Consider the following 15950-nt stretch of genomic DNA (forward strand, 5'->3'; position numbering starts at 1 on the left):
AAAAATAGGTAAACATTATAGACTACAATCGGCAAACTACTACCGACATATCATCATAAACTCTTTGTTTCGCAATTAATTTACGAAATACAGTCAGACGGGACTTATCGTTATCATATTGTTGCCAAATTTTTTCTCTTATTTCTTCTGAAAGAGCGTCGCTTAGGCCGTCTGAACAAAGCAGCAGGCTTTCTCCTGCTTTAAGCGTAAGTTCGATATGGCACATTTTGTCTTGGAATTCGGAATAATCTGCTGCTAGATAAGAAGAAACGCCGCCATATATGGTGGCGAACTCTTCTTCTTTTTTATCCGACAAATCATCCAGCAATTCGGAGAGTATCGAGTGATCTTGGGTCAGTTGCTTCCATTTTCCTTGTGTATCAATCAAATAGGCGCGACTGTCGCCTACGCTGATGATTTTGGTTTTGCCGGTGGTTTGGTCGATTTCGGTGGCAACAAAAGTGGTTGAGGAACCAAAATAATCCTCTGCCAGCTCTTGAGATAAAGCGGCTTGTACATGATTGATGATTTGACGGCTGAGTTTGGCTGTGCGGCTTAATAGGTGCATGGCGGATTTGCTGGCTTTTTCGGGACGGTTGCTATTGGAAATGCCGTCGGCTATCCCGATGATAAAGCGTGGACGGGTTTCAAGGCGTGTTTCAGCGGTCTTGAGTTTATATTGAAACACTTGTTCGCCGTTAAAAAGGGCATCTTGGTTGTGTTGTTTGTTGCTGCCGATTTGTTGGCAAAAGGTGATTTCGCAAAATTTGTTCATGATTTGTCTGTTTGTTGGGTGAATATTCATTGCAGGCTTTTCATTTTTTCTAACCCTCCGGATTTACACTTGGGTAATACGTTTGAAATTTGATGATTAAGGTTAAAGGACGTCTGAACAGTTTTCAGACGGCCTTTACTGCGTTTAACCAAGTACTAATTAACTGCTAATTTTGTCATGTTTTAATACATCCATCGAAACCCGAATACACATTTGAAAAGGAAATCAAACATGAAAAAATTCTTATTGACCGCTATCGTTGCTTTGTCTGCCGCTACTGCCGGTGCCAGTGATTATATCGAACACAAAATCTACAGCGACAAAAACTTCGAGCAAAATCGTGCTAAAGCCGTAAAAATGTTGGAACAACGCGGCTATCAAGTTCACGATGTTGACGCCGATAGCCGTCGGGGCCAGCCTGTGTTGGATATCGAGGCTTTTAAAGATGGCCGTGAGTACGACATTGTTTTGTCTTACCCTGATTTGAAAATTATTAAAGAACGCATCGATTATTAATATTTCGATATAAAGTGGATTGTCGCAGGGCTTTTGGTCCTGCGACAGTTTGCTATTTAGGCATTTAAAGAATGTAAACAGCATGTAAATTACCTGAAATAAATGAACTAAATATGCTTTTTATTTTCCATTTAATTCAAAGTGTTTGATGTTGGGAGTCATGATATGAGTTTGAATGATTGGAAGGAAGATGGTCGGCCGAAGCAGATGGGTGACCAAGAAAAACCTTTAAACGACGGCGCTGTTGCTGAATCCCAACAGGATGTTGATTTTTGGGATCGTAATCAAAACGGTGTTGTTGAAAACGAAGTTGAGGTTGTGGCTGACGCGGTAGAAATTCAGGAAACGGTAGAAGGTCAGGAAGTGGTTGAACATCCTGAGATGCCGTCTGAAAAAAACGAGAAGAAGCCCAAACGCAAAAAAGACAAGGCGAAAAAGAAAAAAAATAAAGCCGAGGATTTGAATGCGTCTGATCTGTTGGGTACGAATAAGGGCGTGGAAACCATGTTCCGCAACGCCGTACGTTCAGAGATGGAATTGTTGGCGCTGGCGGCAACCAAAGCGAATATTATGATTTCGCTGAATGGTTTTATTGTTTCTGCGCTGATGATTTCGGGCGCGTTTATTTTTTCATCGTCGCCCGAATTTTTGATTCCGGCCAGTACGTTTATGATTACCGCCGCCGCGTCCATCGTGTTTGCGCTTCTGTCCGCTTCGCCGGAACGTATCGGTAAAATGCAAGCGGCGCGTACATGGTTTAAGGATTTTGTCCGTGGTCGTTCTAAGCTGCGGGATTTGAAAACCCGCCTCAGTAGTACCGAAACGCGCTTTTTTGGCGGCAGCCAACCCAATATTTTGATTTATGAAGACCGTGTGAAACTGCAAAAAGATCAATATTGGGAAATGATGCAGGAGATTATGGGCGATCGTAAACAAATCTATGAAAAGATGAGCGACCATCTTTATTGGCTCGGTTTGTTGGCGGATAAACAGTTCAAATACATCAATTTGTCTTACGCGGTATTTCGCTGGGGCTTGCTGGCTTCACTGGTGGCGTTTATCGGTGTGAAAACATTGCCGTCATTGCTGATACCGCCGGCCAACAATGCGGCAGAGTTGCGTTCGATGGGAATCAATATGTTTAACGGTGTGTACGAGCCTTCCGCCGTACAACAGCTTCCGGACGGCAAGTTGCTGATTGCGGAAGACGAACCCAACCATGCGTTCAGTATCATCAGTATTGATAAAACCGGCAGGTTTGTGGAAGACGAGGCATTGGATACGCGCGTGATTACCGGTTTCAAACGCCGTCTCAGCGACTTGGAGGCTTTGGCGCGTGACGATGAAGGCTTTATCTACGCGATGACTTCACACTCGCGCACCCGTAAAGGCAACCGCTCGCCTGACCGCGAACACTTGATGCGCTTTAAAATCCAAGACGGCAACGTGTTGGGGCTGACCAGCTACGATAATCTGACGCAGGTTTTGGAAACTGATCACAAGCTGCATGATTTGATTCGCGAGCGAACCAAGGCAGAAGTTTCCTTTGACGAAATCAATATTGAGGGCATGGCGTTTGATCCGGTGAAAAAACGTCTCGTTTTGGGCTTCCGTGATCCTGAGTTCAACAATATGGCTTTAGTTGCGTTTATCAGCAATCCGAAAGATGTGTTCGAGCGCAATGCCAAGCCTGAGTTTGATGAAGTGGCCGTGATTGATATTGATGGCGGCGGTATCCGTTCCCTCAACTATGATCCTGTGTTGAAAACCTACGTTATCGCCAATGAAGTGAAGGATGAGAATGGACAGAAATTCTCACAACTGTGGACTTGGAGCGGTAATCCGACCGATGAACCGCAAAAAATCTCTCTGCCTAATCTGCAACACATCACCAACGTTGAAGCTGTTGATTCGATTACCATTAACGGCAAGCCGCAGATGATTTTGATGGGTGACGAAGGTAATGCTTCGCAGAAAATTACTGCCAAGTATATGTTGGTAGATTACAGTCAGTTGGGTAAACAGTAAGTTATCTCGGCTGATGGATAAAAGGCCGTCTGAAACCGATAGTTTATGGTTTCAGACGGCCTTTTTTGTTTTCAGTAAAACAGGTTGATGGGTTTAAATACGCTAATCAACGATGATTAACCCAAGAACGTGGACAAGTTTCAGACGGCCTTCAAGCCATTGATGACGCGTTTGTAGCAGGTATAAACCAATGCCGCGCAGGCCAGCCACATAAGGATATAGAAAGTCGAATGGAAGCTGCCGGCGATTGCATACCATACTGCCAATGCGCCGATAAAGAATGCGCGGTCGCTTTTGCCGAATGGCCCGTCATAACGACGGCCGTTGCCATGAACTTGTCCCAAAACGCCACAAAACTCGGTCATTGCCGCCAGCCAAATAAACAGGGCGATTTGCACGCCGCCGAAGGGCGCGATGAAGGCAAAAGGCAGATACAAAGCAGCATCGGCGGCAATATCGGTGATTTCATTCAAATAACCGCCTAATGCCGATTGCTGGCCGAACTCCCGTGCCAACATACCGTCCATTGCATTCAGCGCCATGCGGACAAACAACCAGATCGGCAAAAGCCAGAATAATGTGGATACACCTGCAAACAATGCTAAAAGTAAACCGATCAAAATGGAAACAGCGCAGGCAAACAGAGTGACCTGATTAGCAGTAATACCTTTTTGATACAGTCGCTTAACAATGGGGCGCAACAGGTTTTGAAATTTTGGTTTCAGGGCGTAGATGCTCATAATTATGCTATATAAAAGAAAATGAAGTGCCGTGATTATAGACGAAATCCGTTATAATCCGTCAATCTTCAAATCACGCGGTTCGCAAACCTCCCGCGTTAACAAAACTAGGAATTTACAATGGAAAAACAGCAATCCCTCGTTATTTTTTCGGGCGGGCAAGATTCAACAACCTGCCTGATTCAGGCAATTCAAACATATGGCCGTGAAAATGTGCAGGCCATCACTTTTCAATATGGGCAACGCCACGCCATCGAATTGGAGCGAGCGCGTTGGATTGCCCAAGATTTGGGTGTAAAGCAGACGGTACTCGATTTGAGCCTGATGCAACAGATTACACACAATGCCTTGATGGATGATACGGCGTCCATTGAAACAGCTTCAGACGGCCTGCCCAATACATTTGTAGATGGACGCAATGCTTTATTTTTGCTTTATGCCGCTATTTACGCCAAAGGACAGGGGATACGCCATATCATTGCCGGCGTGTGTGAAACCGATTTTTCTGGTTATCCCGACTGCCGCGATGTGTTCGTCAAGTCGATGAATGTTACGTTGAACTTGGCCATGGATTACGCTTTTCAAATTCACACGCCCTTGATGTACTTGACCAAAGCGCAAACATGGGCGCTGGCAGATGAAATGGGTGTGTTGGATTACATTCGCGAGCGCACGCATACCTGTTATAACGGCGTGGTCGGTGGTTGTCATGAATGTCCGAGCTGTATTTTGCGCGAGCGCGGTTTGTCAGAATATTTGGAAAGTAAAAAGGCCGTCTGAATTAAGAGGGGTATATATTTCCAATATCCAGTTGTACGAAAAGGCCGTCTGAAAAATTCATTTCAGACGGCCTTTGGCTATGTATTTTGTTCTGCTTAGAACAGTAAATCTGCCGGTTCGCTGCTTGCCGGAGCATCTTTCACAGGAGCAGAGGCTGGGGCAGTAGCTGGTTCGGAAGCGGCGTTAGGTGCAGAAGCAGGAGCATTGGCCGGAGTGGTTGCCGGTTTGGCAGCCGGTTTTGCCGGTTGCACCGGAGTCGGACGAACGCTTTGTTTCGGTTCGGATGCTGCCTTGTTGGTATCGTCGGTAGCATCGACTTCGATTTCAGTTCCTTGAGGCAATACCACATCTTTAGCCGGAGCCGGTTTCGGTATGACTTTAGGTTTGCTGTAAGCATCCGTGCCGCTGGTCCATGCCAAAGATTTCAAAGGCGATTTGAGTTTCACGCCTTTGGCGCAGGTCAGACAGTTTGCCGCGCCGGTGCGTCCTTTCAGGATTGCATCCACACGCGCGGCAGGAATGGTTTTGCCGTGTGCTTTTGCCCAAGCGGCAATGCTTTTTTTCAGGGCAGCCGCATCAAGGTTTTTCTTGTCGTATGGGTCGCGATAGGCAGCTAGCCACAAGTTTTGGTTGGCATCTTCGTTCAGACTTGCCATTTGATAGATAACGGAGGCAGGAGAACCTGTTGCGATGGTTTTAGCGAATTCCAATGCGTCAGGCGATTTCATGCGCACGCAACCATGGCTGCGGACGCCGGGTACGCTGGCAGGGGCATTGGTGCCGTGAATGCCAAGGCTTAATTTAGGGTCGCCAAGACGGACAAATACCGGGCCCAGCGGGTTATTCGGGCCGGCCGGTACGCTTTTAACTCCGTCATTGCGTTCTTTTTGGATGGATTTAGGGATATGCCAAACCGGGTTGTAGGCTTTTGCGCCTATTTTATGTTCGCCCAGATTGGTTTGGGTCATGGCTTTGCCGACGGCAACAGGATAAATTTTGCTCAGTTTACCGTTGTCGTAGAGGAACAAACGCTGTTGCGTAATATTGATAACGACGTGTTGTCCGGAAGAGGCGGGGGAGACGTCTGGAATAAGTGTGTTTGCAGCAGCGGCTGAAGTTAAAAGGGCGGCGGTCAGGCCGAACAGTATTTTTTTCATGTCGTCTTTTTTTGTAGGGTTTGAAATGAAAGTTTTTGGCGCATGATACCTGAAACTCTGTGTTTTTGTGAGAAAATATGCGCTTTCGGTATTGGAAGACAGTCAGACGGCCGGTAAGCGGCTGTCTGACGGAAACGGTATGAGTGTGAAAGAACGGTATCAAGAGACGGAAGTTTTTTCTTTGGATTATGAGGGCAGGGGTGTTGCCAGAGTTGGTGGGAAGACCGTATTTATTGGCGGTGCACTGCCTGGGGAGCGTGTAACGTTTGTCATACATAAAGAGAAAAAACAGTTTGCAGAGGCTCAAGTTGAAAAGGTTTTGAAGGCTTCTTCCGAACGTGTCGAACCAGCCTGTTGCTATTTTGATACATGTGGCGGCTGTTCGCTTCAACATGTTTCTTTCGGAGCGCAAGTTGCGTTAAAGCAACGGATTTTGGAAGAGCAGTTGGAACGGATAGGTAAGGTCAAGCCTGAAATAATTTTACCTCCCTTATATGGTTACTCCTGGTATTATCGCGATAGGGCACGTTTAAGTGTTTCGGTGGATAAGCAAGGCCGTCTGAAACTCGGTTTTCAGGCCAAAAAAAGCCATGATGTTATCAATATCCGCCATTGCCAGATTTTGCCTAAACATGTGTCCGATAGATTGCCTGATGTCCGTAATTTGCTGCAAAAGCTGCATGATGATGGTGTAAAAGTGAAATTTGTTGAGTTTTATTGCGGAAAAAATGTGACCGTATTCAACATTCGTTTCGTAAATCAACCGTTTGGACAAATATTAAGCGAATTGCGTAATTGGTTTGATAAGATATTGTCGGGTGCTGAAAAGGCATGGCAAATATGGCTGCAGGATCATGCCGAGTCCTTGCCGTTTTACCCTGAGAACGCGCCTGCCCTGAACTATACTTTTGCTCAATTTGATGTGGAAATGCCTTACAAGCCGGGTGATTTTACGCAGATTAATGCGCAATTGAACGAAGTGATGGTGGCAAGGGCGGTCAGGCTTTTAAACCCTCAAAAAGGGGAGAGGATTGCCGATTTGTTTTGCGGTTTGGGCAATTTTAGTTTGCCGCTGGCAAAAAGTGGTGCATCGGTTGTCGGTATTGAAGGTGCCGATTATTTGGTCGATAGGGCAAGGGAAAATGCACGCCTGAATCGTTGTGCCGAGAATATGACGTTTTCTGTTGCAGACTTGTTCGATACCGATGAAAAAACTGTTGAGTCGTGGGGGCAATTTGACAAGATGTTGCTGGATCCTCCGAGAAACGGGGCTTATGCTGTTGTCAAATCGCTACACAAGCCGTTTTTGCCTCAGAAGATAGTGTATGTTTCGTGTAATCCATCAACATTTGCAAGAGATGCCGGGGTCTTGGTTGATAAGGGCTATAAGTTTAAGGCAGCGGGAATCATGAATATGTTTGCACAAACCTCGCATGTTGAATCCATTGGTGTGTTTGAGTTGTAAATTGGTATCAAGTCCTTTATGTAAGTAGGGTTTTAAATGTAAAAATGAGTGCATTCATGTTATCATCATTCGTTTGGGGAATGAATAACGTTGAAGTTGCGTGTAAAGCAACAGATGTTAATAAATGCAGTTTGCAGCACAAGACCGGGAGGTGTTCTTGAACTATCAACTTTTAACTATTTTTTTGCTGGTGCTTTTTTTGCTGGTGTTGGTTTTTGTTCGTCATAAACAAAGTAACAATTCAGACAAACAAAGCGCGCATGCATCAAAAAGCGGCCGTACATCTGCTGCTCATACAGCCTCCTCTGAGGATGGAAACGACTGGATTGAGAAAGTCAACCAGACTGTTTCCAATGCGGATAATCAAGACTGGGAATGGGGTGGAAGCGGCTCAAACGATGCAACAACTTCTGTTTCCGCACAAGAAGTCGATCCGTTGACCGAATATCAGGTTTATAAACAGTTTGGCTATGAGAGCAAAGCAGCGGAGTCTTTGGCTGGTTATCTCAATACTTTGGAAGACGGTGCGCCGGAAAAGCTGGTTCATGAATTAATCGGTTTGAATCTGCGAGTCGGCAATATCGATATGCTGGCGGATACGCTTGAGCGTCATAGTACTTCCCTTTCTGAAGATAGCGTAGCTGAATATCTGAAAGCCGGTCTGGCTTTGGATTCTACTAACCTGCGTCTGCGTGTTTTTGCCGAGCGTTATCTCGGTTGGAATATGCAGGAAGTGGACCGTCAAATTGGCGAACAAAATGGTTTGGAAGTTGCTTCCGACGAGCATATTGCCTTTGAGAACGATTCGGTTGAGCGCATTTTTGTGCCAGGTATGGGCAAACGTGCGCCTATCGTATTAGGCAAGAAAGATTTTGGCGAAATCAGCCCTGAAGAGATGGGTGCGGTTATTGGTTTTGCCAAACCGGAACGCAGTGCAAAAATCCTGAAAGACAAGATTAGCTACGAGACTGCTTTGCATCAATACAACAAAGCAATCCAAACTTCTGCGAAGCCGGCTGGTCTCATTATCGATGCCTTGCGTCTGGATTATCAGAATGAAGAAGTAGGGCAGTTTGCCAAGCATCTGTGGAAGCTTTACCACTCTTTGGGTCAATATGGCCGTCAAGTAAAAGAACGTATGCTTGGTTGGGGTTATAGCCTTGGTTATCACGAAATTTTTGATGATTTGGAAAAAGGGCCGTCTGAACAGCAAATTAAAGAGATTGGCTTGAAACGCGGTTATATCCAGCCAAGTTCTTTGCAGATGAAAGCCAAATATCGTGAGTTGGTTCAAAAAGACTCTTCAGTCATCAGCGCGAGCTCTTCACCTGCAGATGAAGCTGTGAAAGAAGTCGAATCTTTGTTGGCCTATGGTCAGTTGGATTTGGCCATCGGTACTTTGGAACAGGCTGTTTTGCAGTATCCTCAAGAATCGCAGTTGTACATTATCTTGTTTGATTTGTACGAACGCGTTGAAGATTGGGGACGTTTGGAACAATTTCTGCGCTTGTTGCGTGAACGTGTTGTCAGCCTGCCTGAAGAGGTTGTCTTGGCAATGAGTCGTCTCTTGCAACGAATGAACCAATATTCAAAAAAATAAGATAATCGTAGAAAGTACGAGTGATGAATAATCATTTACCAAAAATTAAAACCATACGGGTTATGTTACAGGAGATGGGTGAGCAACAGCAGGCGGTATTCCGTATGGCATTTAAAATGCACAATACGACGAATTACGTCATCGTTTCCCCTGATTCTGATGAAAAACCGGATTTGGTATTGGTTGATACCGATACTCCGGCAGGTGTAGAAGCTTGGAAAGAGTCGAAGAAAACTTATCCGGAAGTACCTGTGGCTATGTTTTCTTCCGAGTTGCCGACAGTAACGACTCCTTATTTGGCTAAGCCGGTCAAATTTGATACCTTGTTTCCTGTTTTGCGCAGCCTGGCTCAAGGCGGTAATGTTTTTGAGCCGTCTGAGCAACAAGCGGCTGAAGAGAATAAAAGACAATCAAATTCCGATGGCACTAGAAAAGCAACCATTCGCCGATTTAATCCAAATAAAGGCTTGTTGGGTGCGCTGAAATTTGCCAGTCAAGGACACCAAGATATTGCCGTCTTGCATGAAGGCAAGCCGATATTAATCGTGTTTCCTAGTATTCAGCGTGTACTGTTGACAGTCACTGCCAATGAGTTGGAGAAATTGTGTAAGAACGATAACTTGGCTGTCGTGTGTAAGGCTGTTCCTGATAATCCTCAATGGAAAGAAAAAGCCAAAGTCACCATTATGTCATGCTTGTGGCAAATGGCTATTTGGACTGCATCAGGCCGTCTGATTTATCCGATGACGCCGCAAACTGTTTTTACACTCAAGCGGTGGCCAAACTTAACCCGTTTGGCACATGTTCCGGAATCTATGCGTCTGTCGGCATTTCTGACAAAAACGTCTGTTAATCTGAACATCCTCTATAAAGTTATGCCTTTAGAAATGCCTGATATTTTAAATTATTTATCGGCAACATATATGACAGGCTTTTTGGCAACAGATACAGAGTTTGCAACTGATGCGAACAATACGCCTTCGTTGAATGAACAGATTGATGTGAATAGCAAAGACGTACCTGAAACAGCAATGAGCAAAGAGGCTCAAAAAATTGCCGGTCCGTCGAAAGAACAACCTCGCGGCCTGTTGCAACGCCTGATGCGTAAGTTGCTGGGTAAATCGTAAAGGACACGTCATGAAAGAAAATAAAATTATCTTTACCGGTCCTGTTGGCGTAGGTAAAACCACTGCAATTTCAGCTTTATCTGATGAACCACCAGTTCAAACCGATGCATCCGCATCCGATATGACACTTGTCCGCAAGGGGTACACGACTGTGGCGATGGACTACGGTGTCATTCATTTGGATGAGGAAACCAAGGTTCATCTGTATGGTACGCCTGGTCAGGAGCGTTTTAATTTCATGTGGGAAATTCTGAGCCAAGGCAGTATGGGCTTGGTGCTTCTTTTGGATAATACAAGAAGCAATCCATTGAAAGACCTGCAATTCTTCTTGGATGCATTCCGGGAGTTGCTGAAAAAAGCGCCTCTGGTTGTAGGGGTAACAAAGATGGATATCCGATCCTTACCAAGCGTGGATGTTTATCAAAAATATTTAGCACAGAATAATTTTAATGTCCCGGTTTTTGAGATTGATGCGCGTCGAGAAGACGATGTAAAACAATTGGTTACTGCCATGTTGTTCTCAATTGACCCCGGATTAGAGGTATAAGATGGAAGCGACACTTTCTTTACAAGCAAATTTATATCCTAAGATTACACCGGCGGGTGCGTATTATGCTGTTTCAAATGATACGCCCAGTGCCAGCAGAACTTTATTGTATGGCCTGTTGCGTGCAGAGCCGTCTGAAACCATCAGCAGCGAAAAAATCTTGGCATGGGCGGATACCAGCGACATCAATACTGCTTTGAACCTGCTGTATCGGCTCCAACGCTTGGAATTTTTGTATGGTGATGAAGAAATCAGTACAGACGATATCCATTTGACTGACGAGCAATTGCCTACATTGTTGGAACAGTTGTCTAATTCTGGCAAAGCTTTATTGGCTGATGAAAATGGTTTGTATTTTGCCAATGCTAATTTCCATCATGAGGCTGCAGAAGAGTTGGGTCTTTTGGCGAGTGAAGTGGCCAAAATGGAAGACAATCACCGTCTTTTGATTCGCAATAACCTGCATATCAATAATAGCGCATGGGGTATTTGTGATCCTTCAGGCCAAAGTGAATTGACCTTTTTCCCTCTGTATATTGGCATGACCAAGCTGATTTTGGTAATTGGCGGAATGCCTGACTTAAATAAAGAGGCTTTTGTTACTTTGGTTAAAGTGCTGTACCACCGATACGGCAGCCGTTGATTTTTGCCTGACCGATATTTATTTTAGAATGGAGCGACTATGCAACAACTATTAATCTCTGTATTAAGCGATTTGAACAATACCTCTGCTGATATCACTGCTTCTGCAGTTATTTCTACAGACGGCCTGCCGATCGCAACCATGCTGCCTTCCCACCTGAATGCAGACCGTGTAGGTGCGATATCGGCAACGCTTTTGGCATTGGGCAATCGTTCCGTACATGAGCTGGCTTGCGGTGAGTTGGATCAGGTAATGGTTAAAGGTAAAAATGGCTATATTCTGTTGAGTCAGGCAGGTGAAAATGCAGTATTGGCATTGATGGCAAAAGAAAGCGGTAAATTGGGCTTGATTTTGTTGGATGCGAAACGTGCGGCCAAACAAATTTCTGAAATCTTATAAAATTTTTATAAATTAAAAAGATATAAAAATATTTTTGTTTTTATATAGATTGTTGCTTGACAGGTTTCTGATATTTTCTATATAATTCCATCTTTAATTCCCCGATAGCTCAGTCGGTAGAGCGACGGACTGTTAATCCGCAGGTCCCTGGTTCGAGCCCAGGTCGGGGAGCCAAATTTAAAAACCACCATATTGCATGGTGGTTTTTATTTTATCTATTTATTAGTATTTTTAAAATATTAGATGATTGTACTCAATTCATTAGTTTTCAGATGGCCTTTTCAATATATTTCAATATCGTACTCATTTTTTAAGCTAAATATAATATCTAGCAAAATAATAATATTTTGGTTGCATCGATGGAAAACTCACATAAATTACATTCTTCATCACGCTTTCGGTTTGCATTAAAAAATGCGGCATGGCATTTGTTGATTAGTTTGATTTTGGCAGGATTGGCCGCTTTGTTGGATTTGGAGTTTGGTATCCTTATCCGTATGCTGAGCTGACAGGCGGATTGGCTTTATATAAACTGGTTATTTCAGTAGATATTGTTTGCGGCCCGTTGCTGACTTTGATTCTTGCCAGTCCGAGCAAGAAACTTAAAGAGAGGATTATTGATTTTTCCTTAATCGGCATAATTCAGCTGGCTGCTTTAATTTACGGTTTGTACAGCGTATCTCTGGCGCGTCCAGTGGTTGCCGCATTCGAAACCGATAGGATGAATGTGGTAACTGCTGCAGAAATTGATGTAAATGATTTGAGCCATGCTCCGAAGGATTTGCAGGATTTATCTTGGTTTGGCGTACGCCGTGTTGGGTTGCGTGAAGCGATGAGCCCGGACGAAGCTAACCAAAGCCTAGATTTGTCTTTGAAAGGCATTGAACCGAGTATGAGGCCTTCTTGGTGGTTGCCAGATTCGCAGCAAGAGCGTGAGAAAATCCGTAAGGCAATGAAACCGTTGTTTGTTTTGGCAAAAGCCCGTGGTATGAATGAGGACTCAATTTTGGAAAAGGCTTCGCTGAGAAATGATGGGAAAGAGTTGTATTTCTTGCCATTTACCAGTGCACGAAGTAAAGAATGGGTTGTGATATTGAATGATCAGACAGATTTCTTGGGTTATGCGCCGATTGATGGTTTTATCAAGTAAGAAAAGGCCTTCTGAAAGCTGGTAAGTGATGGTATAGGCTGTTTTTAAAAGAAAATATGCTGTCAGATTTTGCCTTTCTTTCGTCAAACTGATAAACTGTTTGCCATTGTTGTTGATCGAGGCATAAATTTTTCATGAAAGACGCAGAGCAGAGTAGTTGTTATACCGCTTCTTTCCCTTTATTTATGTCCAAACTTTGGCAGTCTGTCCGTTTTAAGCGGAACGGCTGCCTTTTTGTATTTTAAAGGAACACAGTCATTATGGATTTCAGTTGGTTGGCAGAGCCGCATACTTGGATAGGCTTTGCCACGCTTCTGGTTTTGGAAGTTGTTTTAGGTATTGATAACCTTGTTTTCGTAGCGATTTTGGCAAACAAGGTTAAACCGTCGCAACGTGATAGGGCGCGGATAACGGGCTTGGGTTTGGCCGTTGTTATTCGGATTTTCATGCTGGGCTTTATGGCGCACATCATGACGCTGACGCGTCCTTTGTTTGAGTTGGGCGGCCTGGAGATTTCCGGTAAAGACATGATTATGTTTGCCGGCGGTATTTTCCTGCTTTATAAAGCGACTACCGAGCTGCACGAACGACTTGAAGGCCACAATCAATTTGCTGTTGCTGAAGGGCAGAAGAAGCATTCTGCTTTTTGGGGCGTTGTGGCGCAAATCTTGATTTTGGATGCAGTTTTCTCTATCGATTCTGTTATTACGGCAGTGGCGATGGTGGATCATATTGTGGTGGCAATGGGTGCGGTTGTTGTGGCGATGACGGTGATGATTTCTGCCAGCAAACCGTTGACTGCCTTTGTGGACAAGCATCCAACCATTGTGATGTTGTGTTTGGGTTTCTTGTTGATGATTGGTTTCAGCCTGATTGCAGAAGCCTTCCATTTCCATATTCCGAAAGGCTATTTGTATGCGGCGATTGGCTTCTCGATTTTGATCGAACTGTTTAATCAGGTTTCGCAAAAGAATGCCCGTAAAAATGACTATATCAGCACTTCTTGGCGTAAGCGTACCGCTGAAAATGTGTTGGGCATGATGGGTATCCGCGAAAGCATTTTGGCAAAAGCAGGCGATAATGGCGGTGATGACGAGCATTTTGAAGAAAACGAAAAATCCATGATTCGCAGCGTGCTGACTTTGGCGGAGCGTCCGATTATGGGGGTGATGATTCCACGTCGGGAAATCGAGAAATTGGATATTTCCCAAAGTCGGGAAGAACAAAATGCGCAGTTGAAAAATACGCCGTATAGCCGTTTGTTGGTTGTCGGTAAGGCAGGTGTAGATGAGCCTTTGGGCTATATCAGTAAAAAAGATTTGCTGAACCAGCTGCTTGAATCGGGAGAAATCAATATTCAGACGGCCTTGCGCCAACCGTTGATTTTGCCGGACAGTACGACGGCGTTGAATGCGATTGAATTGTTCCGTCAAAGTAGCGCGGATTATGCGTTGGTAGTGGATGAGTTTGGCGCGGTGTTGGGTATGGTGACCATGAAAGATTTGTTGGAAACTATTGCTGGTGAATTCCCCGAGGAATTCGAGCGTGAGGAAGAAGAAGCTGCTCCGGCCAGTCAGGATGAAACGCTGTCTGTGGATGGTGCATTGGAGTATGTGGAATTGGCTTCTCAATTAAATCTGCCTGCTCAAGAAGAAGACGCAGACTTCCATACCGTTGCCGGCTTGATTATGGAAGAATTGCAAAGTATTCCTGATGTGGGCGATTTCATCGATTACCATGGTTGGCGTTTTGAAGTGGTTGAGAAGGACGGACAACGTATTGCCCGTGTGAAAATCAACCGTTTGCCGGAAGAAGAATAAGTAAAGGCTAATATAGTAAAGGCCGTCTGAAAATGTTCAGACGGCCTTTTTATTGATTCAACTTTAGTTGCCGTAATGTCCCGAGCCTAAAATTCGGTGTGAATGTGCGCCGGTTGCATGGTAGGGATTGCTCGGAACTTGATTGCACCAACAGGCTGCAAGCCAGGCAAAAGCGGCAGCTTCGACCCATTGCGGGTCAAGATGGAGCTTGGCTGTGCTGTGCAATTTGGTGTCGGGAGAAAACAGGGTTTCCAAGTCTTGCATCAAAACCGGATTGCGGATGCCGCCGCCGCAGATGTAAAGATTATGAATCGCCGGAGCAGCTTGTTTGGTCGCGTCAAAAATGGTTTGTGCGGTATAAAAGACCAATGTGCGTATCACATCTTCCGGCTTTTCATTACCTTTCAGACGGCCTTGAAGCCAGCTTAGGGAAAACAACTCTCGGCCTGTACTTTTGGGATAAGGGCGGCTGAAATAAGGATGGTCGAGCAGGGAAGCGAGCAGGTCGGGGAGGATTTTGCCTTGTGCGGCTTTTTCCCCGTTTTTGTCGTAAGGCTGCTGCCAGATATGTTGCATCCATGCATCCATCAGCATATTGCCGGGGCCGGTATCGAAGCCGAAAGAAGGGCTGTCGGGCGGGAGGATGCTGATATTGGAAATGCCTCCAATGTTGAGTACGGCTCGGGTTTCATTCGCATCTCGAAACAGCGCTTCGTGAAAGGCTGGGACGAGGGGTGCACCTTGACCGTTGCAGGCAAGGTCGCGGCTGCGAAAGTCGCCGACAGTGAAAATGCCGGTCAGTTCAGCTAACAGGGAGAGGTTAACCAGTTGAATGCTGTAACCGTATTCAGGCGCATGGCGGATGGTTTGTCCGTGGCAGCCGATTGCGGCAATGTCTTTGGCCGACAGGTTTTGTTCTGCCAATAGTTGTTGGACGGTTTGGGTGTATAGGCGGCTGAGTGTTTGCGCCAGGATATTGCTTCTGTGCAATTCATTTTCGCCTATGTCTTGTAGTGCCAACAATTCTTGGCGCAGGCCGTCTGAATAGGGTAGAAAGCTGTGGGCAACGGCTCGTTGCCATTGCTTGCCCTGCATTTGAATCAGTACGGCATCGGCACCGTCCATGCTGGTTCCGGACATGATGCCGATATAGTATTGGGGTTGCATTTCGGTTACAGAAAGAGAAGGTAAAGCGACATTTTA

General features: G+C 45.1%; 14 protein-coding genes, 1 tRNA gene, 1 pseudogene and 1 riboswitch. Of the genes and pseudogenes, 12 read left to right on the forward strand and 4 right to left on the reverse strand.

The annotated features are described in order from the left end of the window. Positions 1–22 precede the first annotated feature (22 nt). Positions 23–775, reverse strand: a complete 753-nt coding sequence (locus HMPREF2608_RS03160) for a PP2C family protein-serine/threonine phosphatase (RefSeq protein ID WP_070825951.1) — start codon at positions 773–775, stop codon at positions 23–25. 231 nt (positions 776–1006) lie between these two features. On the opposite strand from HMPREF2608_RS03160, the gene HMPREF2608_RS03165 reads away from it, so the two are divergent. Further along, positions 1007–1291, forward strand: a complete 285-nt coding sequence (locus HMPREF2608_RS03165) for a PepSY domain-containing protein (protein ID WP_070825952.1) — start codon at positions 1007–1009, stop codon at positions 1289–1291. A 165-nt stretch (positions 1292–1456) separates the two neighbouring features. Beyond that, complete coding sequence (locus tag HMPREF2608_RS03170) at positions 1457–3319, forward strand: Pycsar system effector family protein (protein ID WP_070825953.1); 1863 nt, start codon at positions 1457–1459, stop codon at positions 3317–3319. A gap of 140 nt (positions 3320–3459) precedes the next feature. Here the strand turns inward: HMPREF2608_RS03170 and HMPREF2608_RS03175 are convergent, their stop codons facing one another. Further along, positions 3460–4059, reverse strand: a complete 600-nt coding sequence (locus tag HMPREF2608_RS03175; RefSeq protein WP_070712245.1) for a CDP-alcohol phosphatidyltransferase family protein — start codon at positions 4057–4059, stop codon at positions 3460–3462. 71 nt (positions 4060–4130) lie between these two features. Then, positions 4131–4176: riboswitch (PreQ1 riboswitch) on the forward strand. A 3-nt stretch (positions 4177–4179) separates the two neighbouring features. Here HMPREF2608_RS03175 and queC point away from each other — a divergent pair. Continuing rightward, the gene (gene queC / locus HMPREF2608_RS03180; protein ID WP_070825954.1) at positions 4180–4839 is read left to right on the forward strand and encodes a 7-cyano-7-deazaguanine synthase QueC; all 660 of its coding nucleotides are present in this window, start codon (positions 4180–4182) and stop codon (positions 4837–4839) included. Between the two features lie 95 nt (positions 4840–4934). Here queC and HMPREF2608_RS03185 read toward each other — a convergent pair whose 3' ends face one another. Then, a complete protein-coding gene (locus HMPREF2608_RS03185; protein WP_070825955.1) occupies positions 4935–5996 on the reverse strand; it encodes a L,D-transpeptidase in 1062 nt (353 codons plus the stop codon). A 139-nt stretch (positions 5997–6135) separates the two neighbouring features. Between HMPREF2608_RS03185 and rlmD the strand changes: the two genes are divergently transcribed. The 9 genes and pseudogenes from rlmD to HMPREF2608_RS03230 all read left to right on the forward strand — a co-directional run bounded on the left by rlmD (position 6136) and on the right by HMPREF2608_RS03230 (position 14747). Further along, complete coding sequence (rlmD, locus tag HMPREF2608_RS03190) at positions 6136–7461, forward strand: 23S rRNA (uracil(1939)-C(5))-methyltransferase RlmD (protein ID WP_070825956.1); 1326 nt, start codon at positions 6136–6138, stop codon at positions 7459–7461. Positions 7462–7585: 124 nt separating this feature from the next. Next, positions 7586–9061, forward strand: a complete 1476-nt coding sequence (locus HMPREF2608_RS03195) for a 23S rRNA methyltransferase (RefSeq protein ID WP_070825957.1) — start codon at positions 7586–7588, stop codon at positions 9059–9061. Between the two features lie 23 nt (positions 9062–9084). Then, positions 9085–10188, forward strand: coding sequence for a response regulator (locus HMPREF2608_RS03200; RefSeq protein ID WP_070460113.1), 1104 nt, complete (start codon positions 9085–9087; stop codon positions 10186–10188). Between the two features lie 10 nt (positions 10189–10198). Next, a complete protein-coding gene (locus HMPREF2608_RS03205) occupies positions 10199–10735 on the forward strand; it encodes a GTP-binding protein (protein ID WP_003748733.1) in 537 nt (178 codons plus the stop codon). A gap of 1 nt (position 10736) precedes the next feature. Next, positions 10737–11378 (forward strand): peptidase M23, encoded by a 642-nt coding sequence (locus tag HMPREF2608_RS03210; protein ID WP_070584884.1) that lies wholly within the window; start codon positions 10737–10739, stop codon positions 11376–11378. Positions 11379–11417: 39 nt separating this feature from the next. Continuing rightward, positions 11418–11777, forward strand: a complete 360-nt coding sequence (locus HMPREF2608_RS03215; RefSeq protein ID WP_070825958.1) for a roadblock/LC7 domain-containing protein — start codon at positions 11418–11420, stop codon at positions 11775–11777. Between the two features lie 98 nt (positions 11778–11875). Next, positions 11876–11951: transfer RNA gene (locus HMPREF2608_RS03220), tRNA-Asn, on the forward strand. 185 nt (positions 11952–12136) lie between these two features. After that, positions 12137–12927 (forward strand): annotated as a pseudogene (locus HMPREF2608_RS03225) (fimb protein). 260 nt (positions 12928–13187) lie between these two features. Next, positions 13188–14747, forward strand: a complete 1560-nt coding sequence (locus HMPREF2608_RS03230) for a TerC family protein (protein WP_070825959.1) — start codon at positions 13188–13190, stop codon at positions 14745–14747. Positions 14748–14810: 63 nt separating this feature from the next. Here the strand turns inward: HMPREF2608_RS03230 and HMPREF2608_RS03235 are convergent, their stop codons facing one another. Continuing rightward, the gene (locus tag HMPREF2608_RS03235) at positions 14811–15914 is read right to left on the reverse strand and encodes an anhydro-N-acetylmuramic acid kinase (protein ID WP_004519614.1); all 1104 of its coding nucleotides are present in this window, start codon (positions 15912–15914) and stop codon (positions 14811–14813) included. Between the last annotated feature and the right edge of the window lie 36 nt (positions 15915–15950).

The sequence above is a fragment of the Neisseria sp. HMSC064D07 genome (assembly GCF_001837185.1).
GTDB lineage: Bacteria > Pseudomonadota > Gammaproteobacteria > Burkholderiales > Neisseriaceae > Neisseria > Neisseria flavescens_C.

Coding starts and splice junctions, on each gene's coding strand:
- HMPREF2608_RS03200 (WP_070460113.1), top strand. CDS start 9,085: ATGAATAATCATTTACCAAAAATTAAAACCATACGGGTTATGTTACAG.
- HMPREF2608_RS03195 (WP_070825957.1), top strand. CDS start 7,586: ATGCAGTTTGCAGCACAAGACCGGGAGGTGTTCTTGAACTATCAACTT.
- HMPREF2608_RS03215 (WP_070825958.1), top strand. CDS start 11,418: ATGCAACAACTATTAATCTCTGTATTAAGCGATTTGAACAATACCTCT.
- HMPREF2608_RS03175 (WP_070712245.1), bottom strand. CDS start 4,059: ATGAGCATCTACGCCCTGAAACCAAAATTTCAAAACCTGTTGCGCCCC.
- HMPREF2608_RS03235 (WP_004519614.1), bottom strand. CDS start 15,914: ATGCAACCCCAATACTATATCGGCATCATGTCCGGAACCAGCATGGAC.
- HMPREF2608_RS03165 (WP_070825952.1), top strand. CDS start 1,007: ATGAAAAAATTCTTATTGACCGCTATCGTTGCTTTGTCTGCCGCTACT.
- HMPREF2608_RS03170 (WP_070825953.1), top strand. CDS start 1,457: ATGAGTTTGAATGATTGGAAGGAAGATGGTCGGCCGAAGCAGATGGGT.
- HMPREF2608_RS03205 (WP_003748733.1), top strand. CDS start 10,199: ATGAAAGAAAATAAAATTATCTTTACCGGTCCTGTTGGCGTAGGTAAA.
- HMPREF2608_RS03210 (WP_070584884.1), top strand. CDS start 10,737: ATGGAAGCGACACTTTCTTTACAAGCAAATTTATATCCTAAGATTACA.
- rlmD (WP_070825956.1), top strand. CDS start 6,136: ATGAGTGTGAAAGAACGGTATCAAGAGACGGAAGTTTTTTCTTTGGAT.
- HMPREF2608_RS03160 (WP_070825951.1), bottom strand. CDS start 775: ATGAACAAATTTTGCGAAATCACCTTTTGCCAACAAATCGGCAGCAAC.
- HMPREF2608_RS03185 (WP_070825955.1), bottom strand. CDS start 5,996: ATGAAAAAAATACTGTTCGGCCTGACCGCCGCCCTTTTAACTTCAGCC.
- queC (WP_070825954.1), top strand. CDS start 4,180: ATGGAAAAACAGCAATCCCTCGTTATTTTTTCGGGCGGGCAAGATTCA.
- HMPREF2608_RS03230 (WP_070825959.1), top strand. CDS start 13,188: ATGGATTTCAGTTGGTTGGCAGAGCCGCATACTTGGATAGGCTTTGCC.